The sequence below is a fragment of the Paenibacillus cellulositrophicus genome (assembly GCF_009363095.1).
In the GTDB taxonomy this organism is placed as follows: Bacteria; Bacillota; Bacilli; order Paenibacillales; family Paenibacillaceae; genus Paenibacillus_AQ; species Paenibacillus_AQ favisporus.
Window position 1 is genome coordinate 6,124,535 of record NZ_CP045295.1, and the last position, 25,750, is coordinate 6,150,284.

Annotated in this window: 28 protein-coding genes; 20 read left to right on the forward strand and 8 right to left on the reverse strand. The window is 55.5% G+C overall.

From position 1 onward, the window contains the following. Window positions 1-131: 131 nt before the first annotated feature. Entirely contained in the window at window positions 132-371 is a 240-nt protein-coding gene (locus GCU45_RS27880; protein WP_152402172.1) for a hypothetical protein, read from the forward strand. Window positions 372-602: 231 nt separating this feature from the next. Here GCU45_RS27880 and GCU45_RS27885 read toward each other — a convergent pair whose 3' ends face one another. Beyond that, window positions 603-929, reverse strand: coding sequence for an SPW repeat protein (locus tag GCU45_RS27885; RefSeq protein WP_105443685.1), 327 nt, complete (start codon window positions 927-929; stop codon window positions 603-605). A gap of 110 nt (window positions 930-1,039) precedes the next feature. Then, on the reverse strand, window positions 1,040-1,189 hold the full coding sequence (locus GCU45_RS33920) for a hypothetical protein (RefSeq protein ID WP_167527253.1): 150 nt from the start codon (window positions 1,187-1,189) through the stop codon (window positions 1,040-1,042). Window positions 1,190-1,772: 583 nt separating this feature from the next. On the opposite strand from GCU45_RS33920, the gene GCU45_RS27895 reads away from it, so the two are divergent. The 3 genes from GCU45_RS27895 (at window position 1,773) to coaD (ending at window position 3,711) form a co-directional block, all read left to right on the forward strand. After that, a complete protein-coding gene (locus tag GCU45_RS27895; protein WP_152402174.1) occupies window positions 1,773-2,120 on the forward strand; it encodes a WGxxGxxG family protein in 348 nt (115 codons plus the stop codon). Window positions 2,121-2,618: 498 nt separating this feature from the next. Further along, window positions 2,619-3,233, forward strand: coding sequence for a 16S rRNA (guanine(966)-N(2))-methyltransferase RsmD (rsmD, locus tag GCU45_RS27900; RefSeq protein ID WP_152402175.1), 615 nt, complete (start codon window positions 2,619-2,621; stop codon window positions 3,231-3,233). Next, on the forward strand, window positions 3,217-3,711 hold the full coding sequence (gene coaD, locus GCU45_RS27905) for a pantetheine-phosphate adenylyltransferase (protein ID WP_076168267.1): 495 nt from the start codon (window positions 3,217-3,219) through the stop codon (window positions 3,709-3,711). The genes rsmD and coaD overlap by 17 nt, the downstream gene beginning before the upstream one ends. Here the strand turns inward: coaD and GCU45_RS27910 are convergent. Continuing rightward, window positions 3,708-4,940, reverse strand: a complete 1,233-nt coding sequence (locus GCU45_RS27910; RefSeq protein ID WP_152402177.1) for a nucleoside recognition domain-containing protein — start codon at window positions 4,938-4,940, stop codon at window positions 3,708-3,710. The genes coaD and GCU45_RS27910 overlap by 4 nt on opposite strands. 102 nt (window positions 4,941-5,042) lie before the next feature. On the opposite strand from GCU45_RS27910, the gene GCU45_RS27915 reads away from it, so the two are divergent. Next, complete coding sequence (locus GCU45_RS27915) at window positions 5,043-6,083, forward strand: SepM family pheromone-processing serine protease (RefSeq protein WP_105444113.1); 1,041 nt, start codon at window positions 5,043-5,045, stop codon at window positions 6,081-6,083. Here the strand turns inward: GCU45_RS27915 and GCU45_RS27920 are convergent. Further along, window positions 6,073-7,305, reverse strand: a complete 1,233-nt coding sequence (locus tag GCU45_RS27920) for a nucleotidyltransferase (protein ID WP_152402179.1) — start codon at window positions 7,303-7,305, stop codon at window positions 6,073-6,075. The two genes, GCU45_RS27915 and GCU45_RS27920, sit on opposite strands and share 11 nt — an antisense overlap. A gap of 176 nt (window positions 7,306-7,481) precedes the next feature. Here GCU45_RS27920 and GCU45_RS27925 point away from each other — a divergent pair, with 176 nt between their 5' ends. The 12 genes from GCU45_RS27925 (at window position 7,482) to ftsY (ending at window position 20,059) form a co-directional block, all read left to right on the forward strand. Continuing rightward, window positions 7,482-7,991, forward strand: coding sequence for a YceD family protein (locus GCU45_RS27925; RefSeq protein WP_152402181.1), 510 nt, complete (start codon window positions 7,482-7,484; stop codon window positions 7,989-7,991). A gap of 62 nt (window positions 7,992-8,053) precedes the next feature. Continuing rightward, window positions 8,054-8,227: a 50S ribosomal protein L32 gene (rpmF, locus tag GCU45_RS27930; RefSeq protein ID WP_036645943.1), complete on the forward strand. Its 174-nt coding sequence runs from the start codon at window positions 8,054-8,056 to the stop codon at window positions 8,225-8,227. A 227-nt stretch (window positions 8,228-8,454) separates the two neighbouring features. Beyond that, window positions 8,455-9,051, forward strand: a complete 597-nt coding sequence (gene fapR / locus GCU45_RS27935; RefSeq protein WP_076168257.1) for a transcription factor FapR — start codon at window positions 8,455-8,457, stop codon at window positions 9,049-9,051. Then, the gene (plsX, locus tag GCU45_RS27940) at window positions 9,035-10,033 is read left to right on the forward strand and encodes a phosphate acyltransferase PlsX (RefSeq protein WP_152402182.1); all 999 of its coding nucleotides are present in this window, start codon (window positions 9,035-9,037) and stop codon (window positions 10,031-10,033) included. Before fapR ends, plsX begins: the two co-directional genes overlap by 17 nt. Window positions 10,034-10,044: 11 nt before the next feature. After that, complete coding sequence (locus GCU45_RS27945; RefSeq protein WP_144025357.1) at window positions 10,045-11,034, forward strand: beta-ketoacyl-ACP synthase III; 990 nt, start codon at window positions 10,045-10,047, stop codon at window positions 11,032-11,034. 114 nt (window positions 11,035-11,148) lie between these two features. Next, entirely contained in the window at window positions 11,149-12,087 is a 939-nt protein-coding gene (fabD, locus tag GCU45_RS27950) for an ACP S-malonyltransferase (RefSeq protein WP_152402184.1), read from the forward strand. A gap of 45 nt (window positions 12,088-12,132) precedes the next feature. Further along, window positions 12,133-12,882, forward strand: a complete 750-nt coding sequence (fabG, locus tag GCU45_RS27955; protein ID WP_152402186.1) for a 3-oxoacyl-[acyl-carrier-protein] reductase — start codon at window positions 12,133-12,135, stop codon at window positions 12,880-12,882. Window positions 12,883-12,981: 99 nt separating this feature from the next. After that, window positions 12,982-13,215 (forward strand): acyl carrier protein, encoded by a 234-nt coding sequence (gene acpP / locus GCU45_RS27960; RefSeq protein ID WP_019638123.1) that lies wholly within the window; start codon window positions 12,982-12,984, stop codon window positions 13,213-13,215. Between the two features lie 120 nt (window positions 13,216-13,335). After that, on the forward strand, window positions 13,336-14,574 hold the full coding sequence (fabF, locus tag GCU45_RS27965) for a beta-ketoacyl-ACP synthase II (RefSeq protein WP_145948917.1): 1,239 nt from the start codon (window positions 13,336-13,338) through the stop codon (window positions 14,572-14,574). A 12-nt stretch (window positions 14,575-14,586) separates the two neighbouring features. Further along, window positions 14,587-15,294, forward strand: coding sequence for a ribonuclease III (rnc, locus tag GCU45_RS27970; protein ID WP_076168242.1), 708 nt, complete (start codon window positions 14,587-14,589; stop codon window positions 15,292-15,294). 156 nt (window positions 15,295-15,450) lie between these two features. Next, window positions 15,451-19,020, forward strand: a complete 3,570-nt coding sequence (gene smc / locus GCU45_RS27975) for a chromosome segregation protein SMC (RefSeq protein ID WP_152402187.1) — start codon at window positions 15,451-15,453, stop codon at window positions 19,018-19,020. Between the two features lie 31 nt (window positions 19,021-19,051). Continuing rightward, on the forward strand, window positions 19,052-20,059 hold the full coding sequence (gene ftsY / locus GCU45_RS27980; RefSeq protein ID WP_152402189.1) for a signal recognition particle-docking protein FtsY: 1,008 nt from the start codon (window positions 19,052-19,054) through the stop codon (window positions 20,057-20,059). A gap of 121 nt (window positions 20,060-20,180) precedes the next feature. On the opposite strand, the gene GCU45_RS27985 is transcribed toward ftsY, so the two are convergent. The 4 genes from GCU45_RS27985 to GCU45_RS28000 are packed head-to-tail and all read right to left on the reverse strand — an operon-like array spanning window position 20,181 to window position 22,960. Next, a complete protein-coding gene (locus tag GCU45_RS27985) occupies window positions 20,181-20,384 on the reverse strand; it encodes a hypothetical protein (RefSeq protein WP_076168236.1) in 204 nt (67 codons plus the stop codon). Between the two features lie 37 nt (window positions 20,385-20,421). Next, window positions 20,422-20,865: a hypothetical protein gene (locus GCU45_RS27990; protein WP_244364308.1), complete on the reverse strand. Its 444-nt coding sequence runs from the start codon at window positions 20,863-20,865 to the stop codon at window positions 20,422-20,424. Between the two features lie 42 nt (window positions 20,866-20,907). Beyond that, window positions 20,908-21,915: a polysaccharide pyruvyl transferase family protein gene (locus GCU45_RS27995; protein WP_152402190.1), complete on the reverse strand. Its 1,008-nt coding sequence runs from the start codon at window positions 21,913-21,915 to the stop codon at window positions 20,908-20,910. Between the two features lie 19 nt (window positions 21,916-21,934). Then, complete coding sequence (locus GCU45_RS28000) at window positions 21,935-22,960, reverse strand: glycosyltransferase (protein ID WP_152402192.1); 1,026 nt, start codon at window positions 22,958-22,960, stop codon at window positions 21,935-21,937. Between the two features lie 229 nt (window positions 22,961-23,189). Between GCU45_RS28000 and trhA the strand changes: the two genes are divergently transcribed. From trhA to ffh, 3 genes are all read left to right on the forward strand, one after another. Next, complete coding sequence (trhA, locus tag GCU45_RS28005; protein WP_116231771.1) at window positions 23,190-23,837, forward strand: PAQR family membrane homeostasis protein TrhA; 648 nt, start codon at window positions 23,190-23,192, stop codon at window positions 23,835-23,837. A 119-nt stretch (window positions 23,838-23,956) separates the two neighbouring features. Further along, on the forward strand, window positions 23,957-24,313 hold the full coding sequence (locus GCU45_RS28010; protein ID WP_152402194.1) for a putative DNA-binding protein: 357 nt from the start codon (window positions 23,957-23,959) through the stop codon (window positions 24,311-24,313). A 24-nt stretch (window positions 24,314-24,337) separates the two neighbouring features. Further along, on the forward strand, window positions 24,338-25,720 hold the full coding sequence (gene ffh / locus GCU45_RS28015) for a signal recognition particle protein (protein WP_116231269.1): 1,383 nt from the start codon (window positions 24,338-24,340) through the stop codon (window positions 25,718-25,720). The last annotated feature ends 30 nt before the right edge of the window (window positions 25,721-25,750 follow it).

The window sequence follows — 25,750 nt, forward strand, 5'->3', positions numbered from 1 at the left end:
TCGTTTGCTCACCTGTTTTCGGCGTCTGCCGGGGACAGGTGGATTTCTTTGGATGCTATAGCCTGTACATACTTTCGGGCGTGATTCATTTTTGAGCAGCCGGGTATTTGTACTCCAAGAGGTGATGAAACATGGACAAGGATTACAAGGACCGGCAGGAGCCCGTGAATCGTGATGAAAACGAAAAACATGCACGCATGGATCATCCGGAACAGTATGCCACCGAGCGCGAAAGCCTGTTCGACCGCTTCGAAAGCGAACGCAACGTGGATCCGATCCCCGTGGAGGATTTAACCGAAAATATGAAGGACGAGCAGAATAAAGAGCACACCAAAGATTCCTCCTCCAGCGAGAAGAAATATCGACCGTAACAGCCCGGCTTTCCTTACGGACAGGATCAGGAAAAGAAAAAGCGCAGGTTCCTCCCTTATAATTGGGACAAGCCTGCGCTTTGCTATGCTCTCGGCTGCAGTCATTTGCTCATGGTGCCTGGTGTTGGCTGATCTGGCTTTTATTTTTTAGTAAGAAGAAACAAGAGCTTAAGTTGATTGCAACAAGGGCTGTTCTAAAGTAGTCGGTTCCGCGGCTTTTCTGCCGTGGATTTAATCTTTGGCGCCCATCGTGATCAAATTGAGAAGCACCGTTACGGCACCAAGAATAATACTGGTCCATAATGCGCTTGTATCTACGGAATAAACGAAAGGGAATACGATGAACCAAACTCCGGCAAGAAGCGAAATCCAATTTTGCCAGGAGCCCCATCCCGAACTGGAGAACGCCCACAATGAGGCGATCAGCTGAACGGCACCGATAATGACGCTGGTCCACAATGCGCCGTTATCGTCAGAGAACCCGAAAATCCAGGGAGCGATAATAAACCAAATGCCAATCAGAGCGACAATCGTGTTGTCTACGCTTCTGAGCTTCATACACACACCTCCGGTTATATATTGCCAACATCAGGATACGTAAAAATCATATGCAAATAATTCCAGTTCATGACCTGCTGTACAAATTAACATCTGGAGTCAGTTGGATCCTAGAAAATGGTATCCTTGCCCCGGACTCCTTCATTGGCTGAAAGGCGGGATGAAGTCATCGCCGTCATCCTGCACACTGCCGAATGGTTCGCGATGGCCGCCAGGGCCCCCGCCGTGTCCTCCGCCTGGGCTACCATAGCCTCCGCCACCGTGATAACCTCCATGACCTACAATGCCCGGATAGCCTCCATGGCCACCAAAACCGTCGTAGTGCCCGCCATGCCCGTATCCCCCGTATCCGCCAAAATAGGGATATCCCCAAGATGGTCCGTAAGGGTATCCAGCATAAGGATAGGGGTATGGGTAAGGAGAGTAGTAGGGATAAGGATAGGGATAATAGGAATAAGGGGATCAAGTAGTAAAAGACATTCTAACGCCTCCCATTCTCAACTATGGAAACATCGTATGCCGGAAGGCGAAAATCGTGATAAGTGCCCTGTAAAAATGGGCGCATGTCCCGTAACCAAACAGACATCAAAAATTAATACTGGCATAATGCTGTTTTAATGTTTCATTCACAATTGGTTTGTATATTTATATATATAACCCCCTTTGATATATATAGTACGGAATGGACCCTGACGGCCTTGGCGCTGTGACAGGGTCATTTTTTTGCGTAAAAAGGGAAATACAAAATATTCCATGGGATGAAATAGATACGGGCTGCGGACTGCATAGGTGATATCTCATTTGGGAAACTTACGATTGAAGTCTTATACCTGGAGGTGAAAAATGATGAAGAAGCGTATCGCTGCAGCCCTGCTTACAGCCTGCATTTCCATGAGCGTTTCCGTACCTGCTTTTGCGTATGGCCATGGTACAACCGGTACAGGCACTGGAACGACGGGAACAACGGGAACATACAGCACGACAGGTACCTATGGTACCAACAACACGAACGGAACCTATGGCACCAACGGTATGAACAATACTTACGGCACCTACGGTACCAACAACGGATATAACAACACGATCCGTACCAACGCAGCAAATGACAACAACATGGACTGGGGATGGCTTGGACTTCTTGGCCTGCTTGGATTGATTGGACTCCGCGGAAGAAACCGCGAGCATTCCTAAGCAACTGGGCACCCCATAATCAAGCAAAAGCACCCTTGCAGATTCTGTGATCTGACGGGGTGCTTTTTTCTGATTAGGAACAAACCGCACAAGTGCAGCGCGTCCAGATACAAATACAATCGGATGTTAACCAAATAAAATTGGGCGCCCCTTGCGGGACGCCCTCATGGGAGAGGAGAAACCGGACGAAGAGCTTATGGGGAAACGTAAGCTTACTCCGCGGTTGTCTACGACATTCGTTTGATGTCGATAATTTAAGCATTCCCAGGCAGAGATGTTTTATACATTGCTTTTCCAAAAAAGATGAAAAATTCCTCAAGGGCCATTTTTCAAACTTGCGGGGATTGTGGTACGATATCGTCATAATTGCGTATTCCGCAAAATTCGATATCCCTCGCGAAATTCGGGCATGATATGACGCCGTAGGATGAAGAATAACGGAATACGGACAAGATCAAGTGAAACTGCGGTTTCATCGATAGAATGGGTGAAAAGCAAGTGAGAGTTGTTTCGGGAAGCGCAAAGGGCAGACCGCTGAAGGCGGTGCCGGGCATGGGTACCCGCCCGACGACCGACAAGGTCAAGGAAGCGATTTTCAGCATGATCGGGCCTTATTTTGACGGAGGGACCGTTCTCGATTTATTTGCGGGAACCGGGGGACTGGCGATCGAGGCGCTCAGCCGGGGCATGGAACGGGCAGTGCTCGTCGACATGGACCCGAAGAGCATTGAGACGATTCGGGCGAACCTCAAGGCGACCAAGATGGAGGGACAAGCGGAAGTGTACCGGAACGATGCGGTCCGGGCGCTGAAGGCGTTGGAAAAGCGGGGGCTGGTCCTGAACGCTGTTTTTCTGGATCCGCCGTACCGGATGAAGAACGGGGACGAGCTCATGCTCCTTATGCAGGACAAGCATATGCTGCGGCAAGGCGCGGTCATTGTTCTGGAGCATGAGTCAGGCTACGAATACCCCGCCGAGTTCGGCTCGTTTACCTGCATCCGGCATGCGGTGTACGGTGAAACGGCCGTATCGATCTATAGATACGAAGAACATACAGCGGATTCGTCAGACGACGGTCCGCGGGCAGGAGGGCAAGATGAGCGAAACGAATAGCAAGCAGCGCATTGCCGTATATCCGGGCAGCTTCGATCCGGTGACTATGGGGCATCTCGACATCATCCAGCGGGCCGCAAAGCAGTTTGACGTGCTGATCGTTGCTGTACTCAACAACCGGAGCAAAAACCCGCTGTTTACGGTAGAAGAGCGGATGGATTTGATCCGGCAGGTAACCGGGCATATCCCGAATATCGAAGTGGACAGCTTCCGCGACCTGACGGCCAACTATGTGCGGCAGAAGAATGCACAGGCTATCATGCGCGGCATTCGCTCCGTCACCGATTTTGAATACGAGATGCAGATGGCGTCGACCAATCATAAGCTGAACCCGGAGGCGGAGACCGTCTTTATGATGACGAATCCGAAGTACTCCTATCTCAGCTCAAGCATCGTCAAGGAGATCGCCGCCTATCATGGAGACGTGACGGATCTGGTTCCGCCGGAAGTGGAGAAGGCGCTGCGCAGTAAATTTTAACGCCGGACCGTTTTGTCGCGACGGGGAACCACAATCAGAAGGACGATTAAGGCGCCGAGGATGGAGGCGAGCAGGAGTCCCTGCCACTTCAGCAACTGGGGCATCAGCACCCACAGATCCTCGATCGGGCCGCGGCTGCCGCTGAACGGGCCGCTCTCGGAATAAACGGGATGAATACGGCCCAACAATGCGGCGAGCGGAGCCCAGGTCAACCATGTCAGGGCAAAGGCATACGCCCCATGAAGAATCCGGGTCCAGACCATGGGCATAAGCGGAGCCCCGGTTTTGCGGATGAGGGACATGGACTGCAGCAGGGCGCTGATGCCGCTGAATCCGAGGAGAGCGGACAGAACGGACCACTGCAGCCCACCGGAAGCAAACGCGGCGGCACTGATGTCCCGGGCGCCCAAATGAACCTCGAAGAGGCTTGATAATGCGTAATCCGGAATCGGAAGCCGGGCGGTCGTCACCCGGCCGGCAATTTGGATAACAACGGAGAAAATAATGATGTATCCGCCGATCATCATCAGCACCTGGACGGCATGCGTGACGGAGTCGCCCAGCAGCCGGCCGAAGCTGCGTCCGTCTTTGGCGCGCGCTTCCTCCGCCGCTTGAAGAACGCGGGCAGGCAGCGGGGCAGGCTTGCTCTCCAGCCGCTGCTGCCGGGGCTTGTCTGACGCAGGGGCGGCTCCTTTCGTTCTGACGCGCCGGTGGACGGTCAGATAGGCCAGGATGCCGGCGATCCAATGAACGGCGATCAAGCCGTAGCCGAGGGCCGGATCGTGCATCAGTCCGGTGGCTACTACGACGAGAATCATCACCGGGTTGCAGAAGTGGGATATGGCCGCGAGCTTGCCCGCTTCTTCGGCCTGAAGACTGCCCTGGGCGTGAAGCTGCTGAACCGCCTGGGCACCGCCCGGAAAACCGGTCGTCAGCCCCATGGCCATGACCCATCCGCCGGTGCCGGGCAGACGGAACAGCTTCTTCATCAGCGGCTCCAGAAAAGCGCCCAGGGCGCTCACCCAGCCGTACGCGATCAGAATTTCCGACAGGACGAGAAAAGGCAAAAGCCCGGGAAACACGATTTTCCACCATAGGTTCAGACCTTGAAGGGAAGCCTGAAAAGCGGGGGCAGGGGAACTGACGATACCGGCCACGAGAGCTGCTGCGCACGCTCCCAGCATAAGCGTTATGGCTTTGGGAGAAGGACGATGCGTCGTTTTTTTCATGATTTTCACCTCTTAAGAGTAAACATAGCTAGTACCCAATCTATGCGGGGAAGACAACCATAAGACCAGGGAGCAGGGATGGGAATGAAAGATGGCAACAATATGAGACGGCCGCGCAGAAGAGAGGGCTTGCGCCTTCTGCTGTACATTTTCGTGGTGGCTGTCATGGTGTATGTGTGCGTATATATGCCGACACCATACATTATTTATCAGCCGGGCAGCGCCAACGAGGTGAAGCCGATGCTGTCGATTGCCAAAGGGGATACGGAGGAGCGCGGAACCTTCATGATGACGACGGTGGCGGCAAGTTACGCCAATATCGCCATGCTCGTCATGTCGGTGTTCAACCCGAACGATGAGGTAGCCAAGAAACAGGCGAGACTCGGGGATATGAGCGAGGATGAGTATGCGGCGGAGCAGGTCTACATGATGAGCGACTCCCAGTCCTCCGCGATGGAGGCGGCTTACCGGGAAGCCAAGGTGCCGTTCAGCATCGTTCCTGAGTATTTGTTTGTGTTCTCGACGCCGGACGATTCGGTGAACAACCAATACTTCAAGCCTGGAGACCGCATTGAGGAAGTCAACGGCAAGCCGGTCCCGGACAATACGGCGCTCGCCGACATTCTGAAACCAATGAACGTGGGCGATGAGGTCACCGTCAAGCTGCTTCGGAGCGGCAAAACGCTGGAGCAGAAGCTGAAGCTGATTCCGATCAAGGATCAGAAAACGGGAAGCACCCGGGCCGGCCTCGGGGTCACCATAGCGACAATGCAGGCGGTCAAGACGAAGGATCCGGGCCATCAGGTCCAGTTCAAGGATACGCGGATCGGAGGGCCTTCCGCCGGCCTTATGTTCTCGATGGAAATCGTCAACCAGCTGACGCCCGGGGATCTGACCAAGGGCTACCGGGTCGCAGGCACAGGCACGATTGACAAGAACGGTACCGTCGGGGCGATCGGAGGCGTCCAGCATAAGATTGTGGCGGCGGACCGGGAGAATGCGGATATTTTCTTCGTTCCGAAGGATAACTATAACGAGGCGAAAGCCAAAGCGGATCAGATTAAAACGAAAATGAAGCTGGTTCAGGTCAGCACCCTCGAGCAGGCGATGGACTATATGAACCAGCTGCAGGCTAAATCATGACCGGCGGCTGCATATAGTCGCGGTACCAATCGTCCGGCGACGGCGCGGCGTACGCGTTCGCATATGCCGCCGCCGCCCGGAGGTCCAGGTCCAGCTGGTCATGGGAGAAGGCGGACGGCTTCATTACCACCGGTAGGGAGGCCGTCTTTTTCATTTGCTTGAGCAGAGCCTGTCCCATCTTGTTGAATCCCAGGATCCTTAAATAGCCGGGGCCTTCCGCAAGACGCGCAGGAGCGAGCTGCTCCTTCGAGTGCCGAAGCAAAATATGCACCAGCATCCGCTGCAGCTTCGTATGGGTATAGCGCTTTGTCTTTAAGGCGGCGAGCAGGCCGGCCACATCGGCTCCCGGCAGGGCCGGCAGCCGTCTGCCCAGGCGATGCTCGAGCCCTTCCGTCACTTCGTGCAGGGCCGCGAGCTGCTCGGGAGGCGTGGTGAGCAGCAGGTGCAGAAGCGGCTGCCGGAACGATTCCCAGGTGATCGGCCCGCGTCCGGCGGCAAATTCCCGCTTCAAAATGGCGAGCGTCGTGGCCGGCACATACGGAGCGGCCTCGTCAGGGGCCGGGCCGAGCAGCATGCGGCGCACCGCGGTGGCGCTGGCTATATACGTATGCCCCGGCACTTCATCGTGATATCCCGCGTGGATGCGCGGGATGGTGTAGGGGCGCATACGGCTGCCAAGGCGCTCGAGCGCGATCAAATAATGCAGGCCGAGCGTATGATTCGGCTTGTGGAGCAGCTGGAGGATATCCTCCTTCCAGCCTCCGCTTCCCGCCAGAGCTTCGGCGGCTGCCGCGTAGGCGGAAGGATAGCTCATCCCCTGGCCCAAGTAGTGCGCGATATGGCCTTGAAGCTCTTCGCTTTCATGCGCCAGCATGCGGGCCAGCGGCTGCAGCACCTCCAGCGTCCCGCTTTCGGTTCCGAAGCAGACGCTGTCGACGACACCGGTGGCGTTCAGCAGCGCGACGGCCCCGTAGGCGAACCATTCGGCGGGCTGAACGGCATATGCGGCTGGCAGCTCGATTACTAGGTCGGCACCCATGGCCAGCGCCATTTCGGCGCGGGCGTATTTGCTGACGATCCCGGGCTCGCCCCGCTGCAGGAACGGCCCGCTCAGCACCGCGACGGCATGCTCGGCACCCGTCACTTCCTTGGCTCTGGTATAATGGTGGACGTGGCCGTTATGTAAAGGATTATATTCGACAATCAGGCCGACTGCGGACATGGTCTTCAGCTCCATCGTTTCATTTTGGGCACCCGTGGTTAACGGCTGTTATAAAATATATCATAAAACGAATGGCATCCAGTCACAATAAGGGGGAACGTAAGGTCAAGGTGAAACTATTGACAAAGTTCCCCGGAAATCGGTATAATAATTTTTGTTTGTTTGGAGTGATGTAGATGCACTTTCAATTCAGGAAAATGGCAGCCAGCAGCGAGCCGCTGCAGCTCCGTCAGCAAGTGGATGTAAGTCCGCTGCTTAAAGGACTGGGTGACATCAAGGCCGACGGACCGCTCACAGCGGAACTTACAGCCTCGTATGTCGGTCCCGATACAGTGGATGTTCAAGGCGAGTTATCCGTACAGCTGGACATGTCCTGTTCACGCTGTCTGACACCGGTGCATGAGCATTTGGATATTCCATTCCACGAGCAGTTCAAGCTTAAGAAGCAGCCTGAGGAAGCCGAGGACGAAGAAGATGAAACCATATATGTGGACAACGAGACTGTGGAGCTCGCCCCTTACGTGGAGGAATCCTTTATCCTGAATCTTCCGATGACCGTCGTGTGCAAGGAATCCTGCAAAGGCCTGTGCCCTACGTGCGGAAGAGACTTGAACGAAGGTGCCTGCGGCTGTAACAATGAAGTGGTAGATCCACGGCTTGCAGCGCTAAAAGACTTTTTCAAATGAGCATGAATGCATTCCTCCGGGCCCTTCGGGACCCCGGTTGATTGAAATAAGGAGGTGGGAACATGGCAGTACCTCAACGGAGAACGTCCAAGACACGTCGTGACAAGCGTCGTACTCACTTTAAACTGGCAGTGCCGGGCATGGTGAAATGTGAACAATGCGGAGAATTGAAGCTTGCTCACCACGTATGCAAAGTGTGCGGAACGTATAAATCAAGAGAAATCATTTCGCAGTAATGCCAAAAACAATCAAGTAGTACTTCATCTTTGGTGAGGTGCTATTTTTTTTGTCACTTTCTTTTTAACCCGTCATGCTTTATACTACATTAGTACCAGGTTCTAATGAAAACTGTCCGGATTGATTCTTTTTTCCTGTGAATTCTATTGACGAACTTCATAGACTGTTTGTGTTCCACATTCATGGACGGACAAGACATGACAGGGAGGTGCCTCACATCGAACGGTTGCCCAAGAAGCAGCGGCATCAGCAGCTTTTGAAGATTATCGAACAAAATCCGTTTGTGACCGACCGCGAACTGACGCGGGAGCTGAAGGTCAGCATTCAGACGATCCGGCTTGACCGGATGGAGCTAGGCATCCCGGAACTGCGGGAACGAATGAAGCAGATGGCAGAGCACTCCTATGATCAAGTTCGCTCCTTGCAGCTTGATGAGGTTGTCGGGGATGTCGTGGATCTGCAGCTGGATAAGAGCGGCATTTCCATTTTTGAAATACGGGAAGAGCATGTGTTCACCCGAAACCATATCGCCCGCGGACATTATGTGTTCGCCCAGGCCAACTCGCTGGCAGTTGCTCTCATTAACGACGAGATTGCCTTGACCGCATCTGCAGACATCCGGTTTCTGCGGCAGGTTCATCTGGGTGAGAAGTGTATTGCCAAAGCCTATGTCCGGTCTATGGCCGGCCAGAAGGGAAAAGCCAAGGTTGAGGTGTTCACCTATGTGGGCGAGGAAATGGTGTTCCAGGGGAACTTTCTGATATACAGATCGACGGGCGAGGATAACAGCGAAGGAGGAGTACAGTATGCGGATCGCCATTGATGCCATGGGCGGTGACCATGCGCCGGAGTGCAACGTGGAAGGAGCTTTGGCTGCCGCCGCCGAATGGAAAGATACGCAGATCGTTCTGGTCGGGGACGAGCAGCGGTTGCTGCCGCTCCTGAAGCAAAGCGGAGGGACGGTTCCCTCCAATCTGACGGTCCATCATGCGGGTGAAGTGATCGAAGCCGAAGATGAACCGGTCAAAGCCGTCCGGCGCAAGAAGGATGCTTCCATGGTCGTGGCGGGACGGATGCTGAAGGAGAAGCAGGCGGAAGCCATGATTTCGGCAGGCAACACGGGAGCGCTGATGACGACCGGATTGCTGGTTGTCGGACGGATGGAAGGGATTGAGCGTCCGGCTCTGGCCCCTATGATCCCGACGCTTGACGAAGCCGGCGTGCTGGCCCTGGATCTGGGCGCGAATATGGACGCAAAGCCCGAGCATTTAGCGCAGTATGCGCTGATGGGCAGCCTTTATCGCGAGAAGGTGATGGGCGTGAAGAATCCACGGGTCGGCCTGCTGAACGTGGGCACCGAGCCAGGGAAGGGGAACGAGCTCACCAAGCTGGCGTTCCCGCTGCTGCAGGAGCTTCCGATCAACTTCATCGGCAACGTGGAAGCCCGGGATATTATGCTCGGGAGCTGCGACGTCCTCGTGTGCGACGGATTTGCCGGCAATATCTTGCTGAAGGCTGTGGAAGGAACGGCCGGCGCGATGTTCAAGCTGCTGAAGGAGCAATTCACTCAGAATATGCGCAGCAAGCTTGGGGCCGCCCTGCTTATGCCTCAGCTGCGTAATTTGAAAGGCAAGCTGGATTACAAGGAGCACGGGGGCGCCCCTCTGCTCGGCCTGAGCGGACTTGTCGTCAAGAGTCACGGCTCGGCGGACGGCAACGCCATCAAGAACGCGGTCCGGCAGGCCCGCGTTGCACTGCAGAATCAACTGGTTGAGAGTATATCCAAGGAAATCAGCGGGAAGTGAGTGACAAGAGAATGGAAAAATTACGTTCAGTAGGCATCATCGGCACAGGCAAATATGTTCCTGAGAAAATATTAACCAACAGCGATCTGGAAAAGATGGTAGAGACGAACGACGAATGGATCGTCTCCCGCACCGGGATCCGCGAGCGGCATATCGCTTCTCCGGAACAAGCGACTTCGGACCTGTGTTATGAAGCAGCCCTGAAGGCGCTGGAGTCCGCTGGGATGTCGGCTGAAGAGCTGGACCTGATCGTTGTCGCAACCATCACCCCGGATACGTTCTTTCCGTCAACGGCCTGCATTCTGCAGGATAAGCTCGGCGCCAAGCAAGCCGCCGCGTTCGACCTGTCCGCTGCCTGCTCCGGCTTCGTCTACGGACTGGCGACGGCGAGCAATTTTATCAAGACCGGCATGTACAACAACGCTTTGGTCATCGGCGCCGACACGCTGTCGCGGATTACGGATTATACCGACCGCAACACTTGCGTGCTGTTCGGTGACGGCGCGGGAGCCGTCATCCTGGGCGAAGTTCCCGAAGGCCGAGGATTTCAGTCCTTTGACCTCGGAGCCGAAGGGGCCGGCGGTACGCTGCTGAAACTGGAAGCTGGCGGTTCCAGACTGCCGGCGTCCCAGGAGACGCTCGAAGGCAAGAAGCACTACATTTATATGAACGGGCGCGAAGTGTTCAAATTTGCGGTCCGCGTCATGAATACGGCAACGGAAGACGTCCTGCGCAAGGCCGGCAAAACGAAGGCCGATATCGACCTGTTCGTGCCGCACCAGGCGAATATCCGTATCATTCAGTCCGCCATGGAGCGCCTCGACCTTTCGCCGGATAAATGCGTCATCAACGTAGATAAGTACGCCAATACGTCGGCGGCTTCCATTCCACTCGCGCTGGTTGAAGCGGCGGAGGAAGGACGGATGAAGGAAGGCGACTGCGTGCTGATGGTCGGCTTCGGCGGAGGATTGACCTGGGGCGCATCCGTGCTGATCTGGTAATCATATGATTCATCTTATGTGAATGATCAATCGATAGCTTACGAAGTGAATTGGCTTATTCAAGCAATACAATAGAAGCTTTGCATCAAGAAGTATACGAGAGGAGCCTGAGCAATGGGGAAAGTTGCGTTTGTGTTTCCCGGACAAGGGGCCCAATCCGTCGGAATGGGTAAAGATTTCTATGATGCGGTTCCCGCTTCCCGCCGCATTTTCGAAAGTGCGGACGAGGTGCTGGGATTCCCGATGACGAATATGATTTTTGAAGGTCCGGACAGTGAGCTGAAGAAGACCTTCAATACGCAGCCTGCGCTCCTGACGGCCAGCGTTGCGGCGTTTGAGGCGGTTCGCGAACAAGGCGTTACTCCTGACTTTGTCGCCGGACACAGCCTGGGCGAATACAGCGCCCTGGTGGCTTCCGGCGTGCTGAGCTTTGAGGATGCGGTAGGAACGGTCCGGGCGCGCGGCGAATTTATGGAGCAAGCGGTTCCGGGCGGACAAGGGGCCATGGCCGCCGTGCTCGGTGCCGAACGCGAAGCGCTGGCCGAGCTGTGCCGCAGCATCACGGCAGAAGGACATCTCGTGGAGCTGGCCAACCTGAACTGCCCGGGGCAGATCGTCGTCTCCGGCTCGAAGGAGGGCGTCGCCCTTGTGGGCGAGCGCGTGAAAGAAGCCGGAGGAAAAAGAGCGATCCCGCTTGAGGTAAGCGGACCTTTCCATTCCTCGCTGATGAAATCGGCTGCCGAGAAGCTGGGCGGGAAGCTTCAGCCGCTTCACTTCGATGAACCGGCCATTCCCGTGATTGCGAACGTGACGGCCCGTCCGGCCGCGTCTGCGGAGGAAATCCGCGGATTGCTGGTCGAGCAGGTATACTCTCCCGTGCTGTGGGAGGATACGGTGACCTATCTCATCTCCCAAGGGGTGGATACGTTTGTCGAGATTGGTCCCGGAAACGTGCTGACCGGCTTGATCAAAAAGACGGATAAATCCGTCAAGCTGATTAACTTAAGCAGCCTGGACAGCCTGGAGACGCTCAAGGCCAGTCTTGAACAATGATTACGCAATAAACTTTGGGTATACTCTAGGAAAGGAGGAATGGGTATGTCTAAGCCTTTACAGGGACAGACAGCACTCGTTACCGGCGGCTCCCGCGGGATCGGCTGCAGCATCGCGCTTGCGCTGGCCGAAGCCGGGGCTAACGTAGCCGTCAACTATTCGGGCAGCGAAGCCGCCGCCAAGGAGGTTGCGGAGCAGATCCGTGCGCTTGGCGTAGAGGCGATCACCGTTCAAGGCAATGTCGGTAAAAGCGAGCAGGCCGAGGATCTCGTTAAAGAGGTTGTTGCAGCGTGGGGCAAAATCGATATTTTGGTCAACAATGCGGGGATTACCCGGGATAACTTGCTGATGCGCATGAAAGAGGAAGAATTCGATCAGGTGATCGAAACGAATCTGAAGGGCGTGTTCAACTGCCTGAAGGCGGTCAGCCGTCCGATGATGAAGCAGCGCTACGGCCGGATCATCAACATTTCATCGGTCGTCGGCGTTCTGGGCAACGCCGGGCAGGCCAATTACGTCGCCGCCAAAGCGGGGGTAATTGGCCTAACCAAATCGTCTGCGCGTGAGCTCGCCTCGCGTGGCATCACCGTTAACTGTGTCGCACCAGGTTTTATTGATACCGATATGACACGAGAGCTGCCTGAGGATCTCCGGGCGAAGATGCTGGAAGACATTCCGCTCGCCCGCCTCGGACAGCCTGAAGAAATTGCCAAAGTCGTGGTTTTCCTAGCGACGGAAGGGGCATCCTACATGACAGGGCAGACGCTTCATGTGGATGGCGGTATGTACATGTAATACCGGAAATCTAGGAAAAACAGCGAGATAACCGTTTTCATTGCCTCTATGGCATTTTGAAAACTTTTCTCGTATAATACCAAAGAGGAGGTGAACCGGATGTCCGATGTATTGGAGCGTGTAAAACGCATTGTCGTCGATCGCTTGGGTGCTGACGAAGCCGAGGTTACACTGGAAGCATCTTTTAAAGATGATCTTGGTGCTGATTCTCTCGACGTTGTTGAACTGGTGATGGAATTGGAAGATGAATTCGATCTGGAAATCTCTGATGAAGATGCAGAGAAAATTACGACCGTAGGTGAAGTTGTAAACTACATACAATCTCATACCTAAGTCATTTGATAAGTCCCGTACTGCTCTTACAGGCGGGACTTCTCCTCATTTTCCAAGTGAATCGGCTTTACAAATAGGATAATTGATTTTGCAGATGCTGTTTATATAGAGGTGAACTTATTGATGCACAGAGTGGTTGTTACCGGGATGGGTGTTGTTACGTCACTGGGCCACGATTTGGACACTTTCTGGAATAACCTGATGGAAGGCAAATCCGGTGTGTCTCAGATCGAATCCTTTGATGTCAGCGACTACCCTACACAGATTGCCGCTTCGGTGAAAGACTTTAATCCCGAGGCGTATATGGACCGGAAGGATGCGCGCAAGATGGACCGATTCGTCCAGTTTGCCGTTGTCGCCGGCAAATCGGCCCTTGAGCACAGCGGGCTGGATATTCAGAAGCACTCCGATCCGAACCGGGTGGGCGTATCCATCGGTTCCGGCATCGGCGGCCTCGGAACCTGGGAAGACCAGCATAACGTTTTGCTGGAGAAGGGACCGAAACGGGTCAGCCCGTTCTTCATCCCGATGATGATTGCGAACATGGCCTCCGGTCAATTGTCGATCATGCTGGGCGCCAAAGGCCCGAACACGACGCCTGTGACGGCATGTGCGACCGGATCGCACGCTATCGGCGACTCGTACAAGCTGATCCAGCGCGGCGATGCCGACGTGATGATCTGCGGCGGAGCTGAAGCGACCATCCGGCCGACGGGAATGGCCGGCTTTTGCGCTATGCGCGCCATGTCCACCCGCAATGACGAACCGGAGAAAGCGAGCCGTCCGTTTGACACCGGCCGTGACGGATTCGTCATGGGTGAAGGTGCAGGGATTCTCGTTCTGGAATCGCTGGAGCACGCGCAAAAACGCGGGGCCAACATTATCGCCGAAGTGATCGGCTATGGGCTGAGCGGCGACGCTCACCATATGACCGAGCCCGATCCGGACGGACCGGCGCGCTGCATGTCTATGGCGATGCGCGATGCGGGCATTCAGCCGGAGGACGTAGACTACATCAACGCTCATGGCACGTCGACGCCGGTTGGAGACCGGTCCGAGACGATCGCGATCAAGAAAGCGCTGGGAGACCATGCGTACAAGGTTGCGGTCAGCTCGACGAAATCAATGACGGGCCACCTGCTGGGAGCCGCTGGCGGCGTTGAAGCGGTCATTTGCGGCCTGTCGCTGCAGAACCAAATGCTGGCGCCAACCATTAACTTGGACAACCCGGATCCGGAATGCGATCTGGATTATGTTCCGAACGTTGCACGAAAGGCTGATTTGGACGTTGTCATGTCTAACTCTTTTGGATTCGGAGGCCACAACGCCACTGTAATCCTGAAGAAATTCGAGCAGTAAGGGGACGATTTGTTGAGTGGAGATCTGAAGCAGTTACAACAGAAACTTCAAATCCAATTTCACAATCGGCTGCTGTTGAAGCAGGCTTTTACCCACGCTTCCTACGTCAATGAGCACCGTTTCAGCCAGCAGCAGGATAACGAGCGCCTGGAATTTCTGGGCGACGCCGTGCTGGAGCTGACGGTTTCCGAGTATTTGTACAACCTGTTTCCGAACCGGCCCGAAGGAGAGCTGACCAAGCTGCGTGCGGCGATCGTCTGCGAACCGTCGCTGGTGAAATTTGCCGAGCAGCTGGAGTTCGGGCAGTACGTTCTGCTGGGAAAAGGTGAAGAGCTGACCGGCGGGAGAACTCGCCCAGCCCTGCTTGCGGATGTGTTTGAATCGTTTGTAGGAGCGCTGTACCTTGACCAAGGCCTGGAAGCGGCGCGGGCGTTTCTGGACCGCTACGTGTTCCCGCTGCTGGAAGAGGGCGGCAAAGTGCACATGAGCGATTTCAAGACAGAGCTGCAGGAGCTGACGCAGCACCATAACATGGGCGTTCTGGAGTACCGGATTGTGGAGGAACGCGGTCCGGCGCATGAACGCGAGTTTGTCTCCGAGGTGTATATGGGGAATGAGCGTGTGGGAAGAGGATCGGGCCGCTCGAAGAAAGAGGCGGAGCAGCAGGCTGCGGCCGAAGCGCTGAAGCAGCTGAAGCTGGCCGGTAACGGCTCCCTGTAAAGCATGGACAAACAAAGAGCAAAGAGCAGTCGCCTTTCGGATGGATGGCAGGAAGAGCCTTCAGACTGCTTTTTGCTCTTTATTCATTGGGAATATGCTTGTCCTCGCAAGCTGCAATGTTGTGGTATTATTAGGTTTAGAGGTGATTGAGGGAATATGTTTTTAAAACGGATCGAATTAGCCGGTTTCAAATCGTTTGCCGACAAAACGGAAATGGAATTTGTCCGCGGAATTACGGCTGTCGTCGGTCCCAACGGCAGCGGCAAGAGCAACATTTCCGACGGCATCCGCTGGGTGCTCGGGGAACAGAGTGCCAAGTCGCTGCGCGGGGGCAAGATGGAGGATATTATCTTTGCGGGAAGCGATGCGCGCAAAGCCGTCAATTTCGGCGAGGTGTCGCTGACCCTGGATAATGAGGATCATGCCCTGTCCCTCGATTTCAACGAGGTGACTGTGACGCGCCGTGTGCACCGCAGCGGAGACAGCGAATATTTTATCAACAAGCAGTCCTGCCGCCTGAAGGACATCACGGAGCTGTTCATGGACACAGGCATCGGCAAAGAGGCATATTCCATTATCGGTCAGGGCCGGATCGAGGAGATTTTGAGCACCCGGTCCGAAGACCGCAGAGGTATTTTTGAAGAGGCATCGGGCATCGTTAAATATAAATCCCGCAAAAAGGACGCCGTCCGCAAGCTGGATGAGACCGAGCAGAATCTGGTTCGGATCCACGACCTGGTCGTTGAGCTGGAGGATCAGATCGGCCCGCTGAAGGAGCAGTCCGAGAAGGCGATCCACTATAAACAGCTGCGGGAGCAGCTGAAGCATAAAGAAATTTCGCTCTACGTGTACCAGATCGAGCAGATCCACGCTGCCTGGAGCGAAGCGAATGCCAAGCTCGCTGTGCTGCAGGAAGAACAGCTTCAGCTGTCCACCGTCGTGTCGGCGCATGACGCCAAGCTCGAGAGCGACCGCGCCCAGCTCCGCAAGCTGGAGGAAGAAGTGGAGACGCTGCAGGGTGAGCTGCTTCAGTATAGCGAAGCTTATGAGAAAAGCGAAGGCTATGCGGAGGTGCTCCGCGAACGCAAGCGGAACCTGGAAGCGAACCGGGAGCAGCTGGCCGGGTCGCTGACGGCAGGGGACGAGAGATTCGAAGACCGCAAGGCGGAAATCGACCTGCTGAAGTCCAAGCTGGAAGCTTCGCGGGACGAGCTGAAGGCGCTTCGGGATCAGCTGTCGGCCGAAGAATCGAAGCTGGCCGGCGTGACTGGAGGCATCAGCCAGCAGCAGGAAGAAACGTTAAAGGGTACGCTGCTGGAGCTGATGAACCAGATGGCGCAGACCCGCAACGAGATCCGCTATGCAGATCAGCAGCAGGAGGCGCTCTCCCGCCGGATGAACCGTGCCGCGGAGGAAACCGGCAAGTGGGAAACCCAGAAGGAGGAGCTGCTGAAGCGTAAGCAGCAGCTGGATTCGGCCATCGAGAAGCTGGGCGGGGAAATCCGCGAGCTGCGCGGCGGGTACATAAGCGAGAGCGAGCGGTATCAATCGCTGCAGCGGCTTCTGGACGAGAGCCAGGGCACGCTCCGCAAATGGGAGCAGAAGCGTGAAGCTCAGGTATCCCGCCGGGATACGATGAAAGAGATGGCCGATGATTTTGACGGCTTTATGCTGGGCGTCAAGGAAGTGCTGAAAGCGTCCCGGCGCTCCATCCTGTCCGGCGTGCACGGGGCTGTGGCCGAGCTGATCCGCGTGCCTGAGAAGCTGGAGCTGGCGATGGAAACCGCGCTTGGCGCATCCCTTCAGCATATCGTCATGGATAATGAAGCTGTATCGCGCCAGGCGATCTCCTTCCTGAAGCAGCGGCAGCTCGGCCGCGCGACCTTCCTGCCGCTCGACGTCATCCGGCCCCGCAACATTTCGGGGGGTGACCGCTCGATGGTGGAAGGCGTGGAAGGCTTCGTCGGCATCGGGGCCGACCTGGTGCAGTTCGACGGCCGGTATGCGCCAGTCGTCGGCAGCCTGCTTGGCAACCTTATCATCGCGGAAAGCCTGGAAGTGGCGAACCGGATTGCCGCCAGATGCCAATACCGCTACCGGGTCGTCACGCTGGAAGGTGACGTCGTCAATGCCGGTGGTTCGATGACAGGCGGTAGCCAGCATAAGAAGAACAGCAGCCTGCTCGGGCGCAAGCGCCAGCTGGACCAGCTCGATCAGGAGATCAACGATACGGAGGTTCAGCTGCGCAAGCTCCGCCAGAGCATTCAGGAGGTCAAGGTTCAGCTGACCGAAACGCAGGCCAAGCTGGACGAGCTGCGCCAGTCCGGCGACGAGAAGCGGATCGAGGAGCAGCGCTTGTCCAGCGACCTGAAGCAGCTGGAGCATGAGCTGCGGCATGTGCTGGAGCAGGTGGAAGTGGCCGATCAGGAGAAGACCGGCTTTAACGAGGAGAACAAGGAGCTTGAGGAAGCCCGGGCGAATGCTGTCAAGAAGCTGGCCGAGCTGGAGGAAGAAGAAAAGGCGACGCATCAGGCCATCCAGGCTGCCGAATTTGCCCGCAAGGCGAGTGAATCGGCGAAGGAGGAGCTGCAGAGCCAGCTTACCCAGCTTAAAGTCAGGGAAGGTAAGCTGGATCAGGAATGCTTCTCCTTGGAAGAGCAGTTAAAACGAATGCAGAGCGAATTCAATTCGCATGATAAAGAGCTGCGCCAGACGAAGACGCTGCTCGCTTCGATCGAGGCGGATCTGGAGACGAACGCGAAGGAATCCATCCAGCAGATCGAAGATTTGAACCGGTACCGGCTCAAGAAGGAGCAGGCATCCGAGCAGCTGGACTTCAAGCGGGCGGCCCGGACGCAGCTGTCGAAGAAGCTGGAGCTGGAAGAGAGCGAAACGAAAGAGCAGCGGACGCGCCTCAAGGCCGTGGAGGATCAGCTGCGCCAGACCGAAATCGGCGTGAACCGGCTTGACGTGGAGCTGGAGAACATTCTGAAGAAGCTCAGCGACGATTACGAGCTGAGCTACGAGCTGGCCAAGCAGCGCTATCCGATTCCGGAGGACGTGCCTGCGGTCCAGACCGAGGTGCGCGAGCTCAAGCGGGGCATCACCGCGCTGGGCGATGTCAACCTCGGCGCGATCGAGGAATACCAGCGGGTCAACGAGCGGTACGAATTCCTGAATGAGCAGAAGCAGGATCTGGTGGAAGCGAAGACGACGCTCTATGAGGTCATCCGCGAGATGGACGACGAAATGTCGAAGCGGTTCAAGCATACCTTTGACGCCATCCGCCGCGAGTTCGGTACCGTCTTCGTGAAGCTGTTTGGCGGCGGCCGGGCGGATCTGGTGCTGCTGGATCCGGAGCATCTGCTCGAGACCGGCATCGATATCGTGGCCCAGCCCCCGGGCAAAAAGCTGCAGAACCTGCAGCTGCTCTCCGGCGGGGAAAGGGCGCTGACGGCGATGGCGCTGTTGTTTGCGATTTTGCAGGTCAAGCCGGTGCCGTTCTGCGTGCTGGACGAGGTCGAAGCCGCGCTCGACGAAGCGAACGTGACGCGGTTCGCGCAGTATCTCCGTGAGTTTTCCGAGCAGACCCAGTTTATCGTCGTGACCCACCGCAAGGGAACGATGGAAGAAGCCGACGTCCTGTACGGGGTTACGATGGAAGAGGGCGGCGTATCGAAGCTGGTGTCCGTGCGGCTGGAAGACGACGAAGCGGAAATTGCTTAAGCATATTCAACCTTAGAGATGGAGGAGACCTATGAGCTTTTTCAGAAAGCTGAGAGAGAGCATTTCAAGCAAGACCGAATCCGTAACGAAGCAGTTCCGGGACGGATTGGAAAAAACGCGCAAAGGATTCGTGGAACGGGTTACCGACCTGATGACGCGCCGCAAAAAGATCGACGAGGAGTTCTATGAGGAGCTCGAGGAAATTCTGATCGGCGCGGACGTGGGCGTGAACACGGTCATGGAGCTGATCGACGATCTGCGTGCCGAAGTGAAAAAGCAGCGGATCGAAGAAGCGGTGGAGCTGCAGCCGATCCTTTCGCAGAAATTGATGGAGCTGCTGCGCGGCGATGACGACAACGCGCTCCGCATGAACGAAGACGGCATTACCGTCATCCTGTTTGTTGGGGTCAACGGCGTCGGCAAGACGACGACGATCGGCAAGCTCGCTCACCGCTTCAAGCAGGAAGGCAAGAAGGTGCTTCTTGCCGCCGGCGATACCTTCCGTGCCGGAGCGATTGAGCAGCTCGAAGTGTGGGGCGAACGCGCAGGCGTAGAGGTCATCAAGCAGCATGCCGGCTCCGATCCGGCCGCGGTCATGTTTGACGCGGTTCAGGCTGCCAAACAGCGCGAGGCGGATGTGCTGATCTGCGACACGGCGGGACGCCTGCAGAACAAAACGAACCTGATGGAGGAGCTGAACAAAATTTTCCGCGTCATTCAACGGGAAATTCCGGGCGCTCCGCATGAGGTGCTGATGGTGCTTGACGCAACAACGGGACAGAACGCCCTCAGCCAGGCCAAGCTGTTCGGGGAGAAGAGCGGTGTCACCGGCCTTGTCCTGACGAAGCTTGACGGTACGGCGAAGGGCGGTATCGTCGTGGCGATCCGCCAGGAGCTCAACCTTCCGGTGAAGCTCGTAGGCCTTGGCGAGAAAATGGAGGATTTGCAGCCGTTTGATTCCCAGCAGTTTGTACATGCCCTGTTCGCCGGACTGATCCAGGAGCAGGAGGCGGAAGGCGCAGCGCAGGATGAAACGTAGCACTGATCTGTATTGCGCGGATGTACGCATAACAATAGGACGTAAAAAAGAAGGATGGCATGCAGCCACCCTTCTTTTTTTGCGTTGGGCCGAGCAAAATGCCTCTAGCCTTGCCGCATTTTTAATCCGTCAGCACTCTGACAAACTCGACCGACCGGAGCGGCACGATGGCCACATCCCCCGGAGGGCCGTACATAACCGGTGGAACCTTCAGCATCAATGAAGCGTCATTAACCGAGATGAGCGTGCCGGTGATCATGTCGCCTGGCGTCATGACTTCGACTTCCGAGTTTATGAAGCCGCGAACCAATTCTTTGAAATCCATGGCCGTTCTCCTTTCAAATGGAATTGATTGTCATTGGTTACTGAACCGAAGTAATCCGGCTGAACGGAATGATCAGCAGGTCGCCGCCGCTCTCGCGGAGTTCGACCGCGTCTTCGGCTACCGTCAGCACGACGCCCTGCAGGGTAGCGCTGGCCGTATCCACCCGGACCTCGCTGCCGATCTTGCCTGCAAAGTAGGCGTGCAGCTCGGGATTGTCCGTGATGCCCGTCATGACTTCTTCTTCCAGTCTCGCAACGCGGTCCGCCAGCGACTCCAACTCTTCGATCCGTCGGGCCAGCCGTCTGATTTCCTCCTTAAGCTCCTTCCATTCCCACAAGTGCTCATTCAGCTTTGCTTCAATCTGACGCACGTCATCCTTCACATGATGCAGCTCATGGCTTAGATGCAGGATCTGATCATGCAGCTGTCGGATCCGGATTTTCCAATGCCTATGATTCCAGAAAAACGTCATGGCTCTCATTCTCCTCCTTTAATTCATTGGCAGTTGCTTTCCCGAAAGGGACTATGATCGGTAAGACTCGATTTCTTCCTTCAGCCGACGCAGCTGCTGCAGGCTTTCACGCTCCGCGCGGCGGATCGCCTTTTCCTGCAGCTTTATTTCTTTGGGACTTTCCTCCAGAAACGCGTCGACCCTGTTTTGCAGATCTTCGTATGCCAGCTTGTAATCGCAGTAGTATTTTTTCATCCCGAACGCATCCAGCAGGCTCTCAACCTTGCGCATCTGGCTCAGGGCGAATACCGGTTTCCCGGCGCGCAGGGCGACCAAGGCGGGGTGGAGCTTGTAGGTGATCAAATAATCGACAGACTGGATATAGCTGTACGTCAGGTCTAATTCCATCAGCATAGGCAGCGTTTCGGCGGATGCCCCCGGGAGGGCCTCCTTGATCCGGGAGAGCATTTGCTGGCAGACCGTAAGGTCCGAGTAAATATTAGTGGGGTGGTTGATCACGGGGATAAACACAAGGTGGTAACCCTGCCGGATCAGGTGGAGCGACAGCTGCAGCATATTTTCAAAAGGGAACGAAGGGTAAGCAAACAGGCACAGGCCGATGGTCGGCCGGCTGGAGAATCGTTTGACTGGATAGTCAGGCTGCCTGTACGCAAATACGATATCGTGGGCCTGCTGAACATGCTGATGGAATCCGGCTCTTTGGGCGATATCGGCCGATCGGCTGTCCCGGAATACGGCCATTTGCGCCGTACGGATATAATTCCTGTATTTCGCAACCTGGTCCGCAGGCCAGCTGGATTCCGGGTAGTTGTCCACGATGCCGACGCCGTACAGCCATTTGGGGTGGTTCTTGAGCGCATCCGGAAAATAATAAGGATTAAACGAATACGGTGTGACCAAGTCCCCGCCCCCGATAATGACCTGGTCGGTTTGCGCCGGATCGAGACGGCTGGTCCACGGATACACCACATGGCCATCGAATACCTGCTGCAGCGTTCTCAGAAAAAGATCGTCACCGAAGTTGCCCATGCCGTAATAACCGCATACTCCAATGTTCAACGATAAACGCCTCCTTTCATTAAGACTTCGGCTCGCTCTTGCGCCGCAGCGTGTCCATAATGACCTGGTGCGCGGCCTCGCCCCGGTCTTCCCAGCGGTTGCCCCGCGCATATTCGATCCGAGCCTGCCGCTGTTCACGGGAGTCGGGCTCTTCCAGCATCCGGCCCAGCTTGGCGATAAAATCGTCGTGTGTGGTCGCCGTCGTGACATGGGGCTCCATGCGGATGCATTCCGGAAGCGCCGTCGACAGTACAGGCACACCTGATGCCATATATTCATAAGCTTTTACAGGATTGGTTGCCAGGGTAATGGGGTGATACTGAAAAGGGATTAACGCGACATCGATATGCTGAAGATATTTTTTGAGCTCGGTGTGAGGCTTTTCGCCCAGCACATGAACATTCGGAAGCCTCGCATAATCAGGGATATCGCCGTAGGCGGCACCGATGGACACGAAATGCACGTCCGGATAGTGCGACGCCATCTTCGCGAACAGATCGTGATCGAGCCAGTAGGCCCAGGCGCCGATATAGGCGGCGACTTTCCCCTGCGGCAGGTCATGAGGGCGCTGGGACGGGGCGGGATCGAAGAAGGAAGCATCAGCTCCGTTCGGGATCAGCGTTACCGGTTTATCAGGATAGGCCAGCTCCAGGCGCATCCGGATGGATTCGGCTGTGCAGACCAAATGGTCGGAAGCATCCACCATCTTGACTTCATACTTGGCCCAGTGCGGAAACTCATCACAGCAATCATAAATGATGGCATCCGGACGGTAGAGGGAAGTCAGACGTGTGCGCTGTTTGGCCCAGGTGGTCCAGCCCACGACCGCATGGTCTTCGCGAAGCTTCTTCAGCCTCTTCATAAAGGCGTGATGGTCGGTGAACAAAAACACGTTCGGCTCCACTTCTATGAATTCACGATCCAGCGGCGCCAGGTTTTCAAAGAATACGAGGTGGCCCCTGGCCCCAAGCTGAGTCATGAGCTGCTGCGGCCGCTGTTTCATGTACTTCCAGTTCATCGTTTTCGGATAAATAATGATTGCCATAGTTTACATACCTCCTTTCAACCAGCCGCTTACAATATATGCTTTGATAGCTTTATAGAATTGGATGAAAGGACCAATTAGAGGCGAAATGGGGAAAGAGCCCGGCCGACACGAATAGCATGTCAGTCCATCATGAGCCCCGCCATGGGATAGGCCCAGGGAAAGTGGAAATGCGGGCGGCTTGGAGGTTATAATGGTGAAAATAAAAGGATTGATGAAAGGGTTGTTTATGGCTAATACACACACTTACACCCGGAAGGAAGAAGTGGCGAACGCCATTACCCACGGCATCGGGGCACTGCTCAGCGTTGCCGCATTGGTGCTGCTGATCGTATTTTCCACCATGAAGGGGACGGCATGGCATATCGCCAGCTTTTCGATCTACGGGACGACGATGCTGATTTTGTACATCAACTCCACCTTGGTACACAGCTTTAAGGAGGGCAGGGTCAAGGATCTGTTCGAAATTTTTGACCATTCCTCGATTTACTTGTTCATTGCGGGCTCGTATACGCCGTTTATGCTGGTTGCGATCCGGGGACCGCTGGGGTGGTCGTTGTTTGCTACCGTATGGGGGATTGCACTGCTCGGCTGCGTGTTCAAGGCATTTTTTACGAAGCGATTTCTGTTTATGTCCACGATTTTCTACATTATTATGGGGTGGATGGTCGTGGTTGCTTGGGGGCCTCTGACGGCTGCCGTGGCTTCGGGAGGCATCTGGCTGCTGGCTGCCGGCGGGATCCTGTACACGCTTGGTACCATTTTTTACGTGTGGAGGGGCTTTCCGTATCACCATGCGATCTGGCATTTGTTCGTGCTGGGCGGAAGCGTTATGCATTTCTTTGCGGTGCTGATCTATCTGCTTCCTTGGTCGTAAAGATAGAAACTTTTCAAGATGACAAGGATATTTGCTTGACATCTTTCTTTGTTTTCTGTATGATTAGGAACGTTAAAGAACTGTAAAGTGTTTTTCCTTGACGAAGGGAGTGTCCCTCAGTGAGTCAGGAGAATCGGCTCGAGAAGACGAATCGAATCAACCTTTTGTTTGATTTCTATGAACAGCTGCTGACAGAGAAGCAGCAGACGTTCCTTAAATATTACTTTCATGACGATTTCTCCCTCGGGGAGATTGCAGCCGAGTTCGACATCAGCCGTCAGGCCGTCTATGAGCATATCAAGCGGGCTGAGCAGGTGCTGGACATGTATGAAGAGAAGCTGGGACTGCTGCAGAAGCATGAGCAGCGCAGCCAAAAACTTGAGCGGCTGCAGAGCATTACGGAGTCCAGCAGCATGTCTGAATCCGATAAAACGAGAATATATCAAATCATAAATCAATTGCAGCAATTGGAATAAAGCGTTAGAAGGAGGTGGCGGTTCATGGCATTTGAAGGATTGACGAGCCGGCTGCAGAACGTATTCAGCAAGCTGCGCGGCAAAGGCAAGGTGTCCGAGGATGACGTTAACGAAGCGATGCGCGAGGTGCGTCTTGCGCTCCTGGAAGCTGACGTTAACTTTAAGGTCGTCAAGGATTTCGTCGCCAAGGTGAAAGAGAAGGCCGTCGGCACCGAAGTGATGGAGAGCTTCACGCCGGGCATGGTCATCATCGACATCGTTAATAAAGAACTGACCGAGCTGATGGGCGGAAGCCAGGCGAAGCTGGCAAAGGCGAACAAGCCTCCGACCGTCATTATGATGGTAGGTTTGCAAGGGGCCGGTAAGACGACGACATCAGGCAAGCTGGCGAAGCTGCTGCAGAAGCAGAACCACCGTCCGCTGATGGCGGCGGGCGATATTTACCGCCCTGCGGCGATCAAGCAGCTTCAGGTGCTGGGTGACCAGATCGGCGTACCGGTATTTACACTCGGCGACAAGACAAGCCCGGTGGAAATCGCAAAGCAGGCTTATCAGCATGCCAAGGATAACGGGAACGATTATCTGATCATCGATACGGCGGGCCGCCTGCATATCGATGAAGAGCTGATGGAAGAGCTGCGCCAAATCCACAGCGAGGTGAAGCCGGACGAGGTGCTGCTGGTTGTGGACGCGATGACAGGCCAGGATGCCGTCAACGTCGCGGATCACTTCAACAAGCAGCTGGATCTGACGGGCGTCGTGCTGACCAAGCTCGACGGCGATACCCGCGGCGGCGCCGCGCTGTCCGTTAAGGCCGTAACCGGCTGTCCGATCAAGTTTGCGGCGCTCGGCGAGAAGATCGATGCGCTGGAGCCGTTCCATCCGGAGCGGATGGCTTCCCGGATCCTCGGCATGGGCGACATGCTCTCGCTGATCGAGAAAGCCCAGTCGAATATCGACACGGAGAAAGCTAAGGAAATGGAACGTAAAATGCGCAACGCCGAATTTACGTTCGACGATTTCCTGGAGCAGATGGAGCAGGTGAAGAAGCTTGGCCCGATCGACCAGATCATGGACATGATCCCGGGGATGGGCAAGCTGAAGCAGACCAAGGATCTGAAGGTCGACGAGAAGCAGATGGGCCGCATTGAGGCGATCGTCTTTTCGATGACAAAGGCAGAGAAACAGAATCCGGATATCATCAACCACAACCGCCGCAAGCGGATTGCGACCGGCAGCGGCACATCGCTCGCCGAGGTCAACCGGCTGATCAAGCAGTTTGACGAGATGCGCCGGATGATGAAGCAGTTCTCGGATATGATGGGTCCGAAGGGTCCGAAGGGCAAGGCTTTAAAGCAGCTGAAAGGATTGGCCGGCAAAGGCGGCATGAAGTTTCCTTTCCGTTAATCACTGCATTTCTATATAGACAGCTTTCTC

Excerpts from the sequence above, each read along its gene's own strand:
- GCU45_RS27945 (WP_144025357.1), top strand. The coding sequence starts at position 10,045 with ATGGAAAAATTACGTTCAGTAGGCATCATCGGCACAGGCAAATATGTT.
- fabG (WP_152402186.1), top strand. The coding sequence starts at position 12,133 with ATGTCTAAGCCTTTACAGGGACAGACAGCACTCGTTACCGGCGGCTCC.
- GCU45_RS27925 (WP_152402181.1), top strand. The coding sequence starts at position 7,482 with ATGCACTTTCAATTCAGGAAAATGGCAGCCAGCAGCGAGCCGCTGCAG.
- rpmF (WP_036645943.1), top strand. The coding sequence starts at position 8,054 with ATGGCAGTACCTCAACGGAGAACGTCCAAGACACGTCGTGACAAGCGT.
- GCU45_RS27895 (WP_152402174.1), top strand. The coding sequence starts at position 1,773 with ATGATGAAGAAGCGTATCGCTGCAGCCCTGCTTACAGCCTGCATTTCC.
- smc (WP_152402187.1), top strand. The coding sequence starts at position 15,451 with ATGTTTTTAAAACGGATCGAATTAGCCGGTTTCAAATCGTTTGCCGAC.
- acpP (WP_019638123.1), top strand. The coding sequence starts at position 12,982 with ATGTCCGATGTATTGGAGCGTGTAAAACGCATTGTCGTCGATCGCTTG.
- GCU45_RS27920 (WP_152402179.1), bottom strand. The coding sequence starts at position 7,305 with ATGTCCGCAGTCGGCCTGATTGTCGAATATAATCCTTTACATAACGGC.
- GCU45_RS27990 (WP_244364308.1), bottom strand. The coding sequence starts at position 20,865 with ATGAGAGCCATGACGTTTTTCTGGAATCATAGGCATTGGAAAATCCGG.
- trhA (WP_116231771.1), top strand. The coding sequence starts at position 23,190 with ATGGCTAATACACACACTTACACCCGGAAGGAAGAAGTGGCGAACGCC.
- GCU45_RS27985 (WP_076168236.1), bottom strand. The coding sequence starts at position 20,384 with ATGGATTTCAAAGAATTGGTTCGCGGCTTCATAAACTCGGAAGTCGAA.
- GCU45_RS27910 (WP_152402177.1), bottom strand. The coding sequence starts at position 4,940 with ATGAAAAAAACGACGCATCGTCCTTCTCCCAAAGCCATAACGCTTATG.
- plsX (WP_152402182.1), top strand. The coding sequence starts at position 9,035 with ATGCGGATCGCCATTGATGCCATGGGCGGTGACCATGCGCCGGAGTGC.
- coaD (WP_076168267.1), top strand. The coding sequence starts at position 3,217 with ATGAGCGAAACGAATAGCAAGCAGCGCATTGCCGTATATCCGGGCAGC.
- ffh (WP_116231269.1), top strand. The coding sequence starts at position 24,338 with ATGGCATTTGAAGGATTGACGAGCCGGCTGCAGAACGTATTCAGCAAG.
- fabD (WP_152402184.1), top strand. The coding sequence starts at position 11,149 with ATGGGGAAAGTTGCGTTTGTGTTTCCCGGACAAGGGGCCCAATCCGTC.
- GCU45_RS27880 (WP_152402172.1), top strand. The coding sequence starts at position 132 with ATGGACAAGGATTACAAGGACCGGCAGGAGCCCGTGAATCGTGATGAA.
- GCU45_RS28000 (WP_152402192.1), bottom strand. The coding sequence starts at position 22,960 with ATGGCAATCATTATTTATCCGAAAACGATGAACTGGAAGTACATGAAA.
- GCU45_RS27915 (WP_105444113.1), top strand. The coding sequence starts at position 5,043 with ATGAGACGGCCGCGCAGAAGAGAGGGCTTGCGCCTTCTGCTGTACATT.
- GCU45_RS27885 (WP_105443685.1), bottom strand. The coding sequence starts at position 929 with ATGAAGCTCAGAAGCGTAGACAACACGATTGTCGCTCTGATTGGCATT.
- ftsY (WP_152402189.1), top strand. The coding sequence starts at position 19,052 with ATGAGCTTTTTCAGAAAGCTGAGAGAGAGCATTTCAAGCAAGACCGAA.